Here is a 2,423-nt window from a genome sequence, read left to right as displayed (position 1 = left end):
CGGCAGATGCCATTTTAAAAGCTGCCCAGGTGGAACTTGCATTTGCAAAACCGGTTTGCCCCGGCAAATATAATATCCTGTTTACAGGAGAGGTGGCCGCGGTAAAAGCATCTATGGATGCGGGCATTGCAGTCGGCGGCAGTTTTGTCGTAGACTCAACCGTCATTCCGAGAGTTCATCCCCAGGTGATTGAAGCAATCAATCAGGCAACAGAATTTCATGGCACCGGTGCCATCGGCGTGATGGAATTTTACAGCGTGACCGCTGCGGTTTATGGCGCAGATGCGGCAGTGAAGGCTGCGAATGTGACCCTTCTTGATGTGCGTCTCGGCATGGGACTGGGAGGCAAATCCTTTGTCGTCATGGCAGGGGATGTGTCATCCGTCAAAGCATCCGTTGATGCGGGAAGTATGGACGGAAAGAAAAATGGTCTGCTTGTATCGAGCGTCGTCATTCCAAGTCCGCGTCCGGAAATATTTGAAAGTCTGATGTAAAGGGATGGAAAAAACTATGAGTGAGGCAAAACAGAGAATCATACAGGAGTTTGTACCTGGAAAACAGACAACGATGGCCCATTTGATCGCCAATCCGAAAGAAGATCTTTATACAAAGCTTGGTGTGATCACAGACAACCGGGGTGCTCTCGGAATTATGACGATCACGCCGAGTGAGGCGGCGATCATCGGTGCGGATGTGGCGACAAAGGCGGCTGCAGTCGATATTGTTTTTGTAGACAGATTCAGCGGATCTCTTGTAATCTGCGGTGATGTATCCAGTGTGGAGGCGGCACTGATCGCGGTCAATGATACACTGGCGAACATTCTTGGATTTGACGTGGCGCCGATTACACGGACCTGATGAAGGGAGACGGATATGAAAAAACTGATGCTGATCGGTAAGGTCTCCTGCGGAAAGACCACCCTGTGCCAGTATTTGACAAACCAGAGCCTTATATATAAAAAGACGCAGGCATTGGAGGTTACAGATAATATTATTGACACGCCGGGAGAATATGTGGAGCGGAGACAATTCTATCAGGCACTGGCTGTCACGGCGACGGGAGCAGATGTTATTTTATTGCTTCAGGATCCGACAGATCAGACCTTTACATTGCCTCCGGGTCTTCAGGCCATGTTTCAGAAACCGATGATCGGTGTGATCACAAAAAACGATTTAATAAAGGATGAGAGGCAGCTGCGCGCGGCAGAAAAAAGTCTGACGCTGGCAGGTGCCCGTCCGATTTTCAGAATATGCAGTATGACCGGTGAGGGAATAAAAGAACTCATCGACTATCTGACAGAAGACTTTTGATAAAGGCATCCCCTGCGAGAGAGAGGGGAGCCTTTTTCTTTTTTATGAGGCATATTTCACGGCGGGGAATTTTCTCTTTTATATTCAGGCGAAAGATCAGTCCCTGAGACAGAGCATCTCTGGCGAAGGGTTCGGGAACCATGCCGATGCCAAGACCTCCGGCAACGACAGGGACGATCAGATCTGTTGTTGCCAGTTCAATATCTGGTTCCGGATCAAGACCGTGGGAGGCAAAGACCTGATCAAAAAAGTTTCGTGTCAGAGTGGATTTTTCCATGGAGACAAGTGGATAATTTAAAAGTTCTTCCAGTGAGATCCTGCGATCTTTTAAGCGGGAAAAATCATTTCCTGCAATGAAATAATCCTGAAAATCGGATAAATGGGTGACGGACAGTTCTTCCTGCCGGTAATTTCTGTCCATGATCAGAACAGCAAAATCCGTCGTTCCGTTCAGCAGTGAATGGATCATCTGGGGTGTACTTGAATTAAAAAGTTTCAGGCGGATATTCGGATAGTTTTTTCTGAAATCTGCCAGATAGGGCATGAGAAAGTGATGAAGGGTCGTCTCGCTTGCACCGATAGTGATCAGTCCTTCGGAAAGATTTTTTGAGGCTTCCAGTTTCTGTTCGGCTTTAAAGATCGTTTCACAGGCTTTGGCTACCGACTGATAAAGCTGCTTTCCCTCCGGAGTAAGTTCAACACCTTTTGGGGAACGGATAAGAAGACGACAGTCCAGTTCGCGTTCAAGTGTCTGTATCGCATGAGATACGGAAGGCTGTGTGACATATAAAGCTTTTGCGGCGGAGGTAATACTGCCGCATTTGCCTACATAATAAAATGTTTTGTACAGATCAAAATTCATGTGTTGTCCCTTTCAATATAGATTTAAACTATGGATATCATAAAAAACATTAATTTTATTTATTGGTTAGCTTATAGTATAATCCCTTTTGAATATCAACGCAATGAAAGAAGGATTAAAATGATAAAAGATTTAACTGAAGGAAATCCCCAGAAAGTGCTTTGGCAGTTTACGATGCCAATGTTTATCAGTGTGATTTTTCAGCAGCTTTATAATATTGCCGACAGTGTGATTGCGGGAAAATTTGCAG

The 2,423-nt window shown here is 45.8% G+C and carries 4 protein-coding genes; 3 read left to right on the top strand and 1 reads right to left on the bottom strand.

The window, feature by feature from the left end:
* The 3 genes from QZZ35_RS11130 to QZZ35_RS11120 all read left to right on the top strand — a co-directional run.
* On the top strand, positions 1-494 hold a 494-nt coding region (locus QZZ35_RS11130), incomplete at its 5' end, for a BMC domain-containing protein (RefSeq protein WP_291237466.1).
* 16 nt (positions 495-510) lie between these two features.
* Complete coding sequence (locus QZZ35_RS11125; RefSeq protein ID WP_291237465.1) at positions 511-858, top strand: BMC domain-containing protein; 348 nt, start codon at positions 511-513, stop codon at positions 856-858.
* Between the two features lie 15 nt (positions 859-873).
* Complete coding sequence (locus QZZ35_RS11120; RefSeq protein ID WP_291237464.1) at positions 874-1,311, top strand: EutP/PduV family microcompartment system protein; 438 nt, start codon at positions 874-876, stop codon at positions 1,309-1,311.
* On the opposite strand, the gene QZZ35_RS11115 is transcribed toward QZZ35_RS11120, so the two are convergent.
* On the bottom strand, positions 1,283-2,173 hold the full coding sequence (locus QZZ35_RS11115) for a LysR family transcriptional regulator (protein ID WP_291237463.1): 891 nt from the start codon (positions 2,171-2,173) through the stop codon (positions 1,283-1,285). The genes QZZ35_RS11120 and QZZ35_RS11115 overlap by 29 nt on opposite strands.
* Positions 2,174-2,423: the final 250 nt, after the last annotated feature.

This window comes from Frisingicoccus sp. (assembly GCA_016298055.1).
GTDB lineage: Bacteria > Bacillota > Clostridia > Lachnospirales > Lachnospiraceae > Frisingicoccus.
The sequence above is the reverse complement of the archived record's forward strand: the minus strand, read 5'-3'. Positions and strand labels throughout refer to the sequence as shown.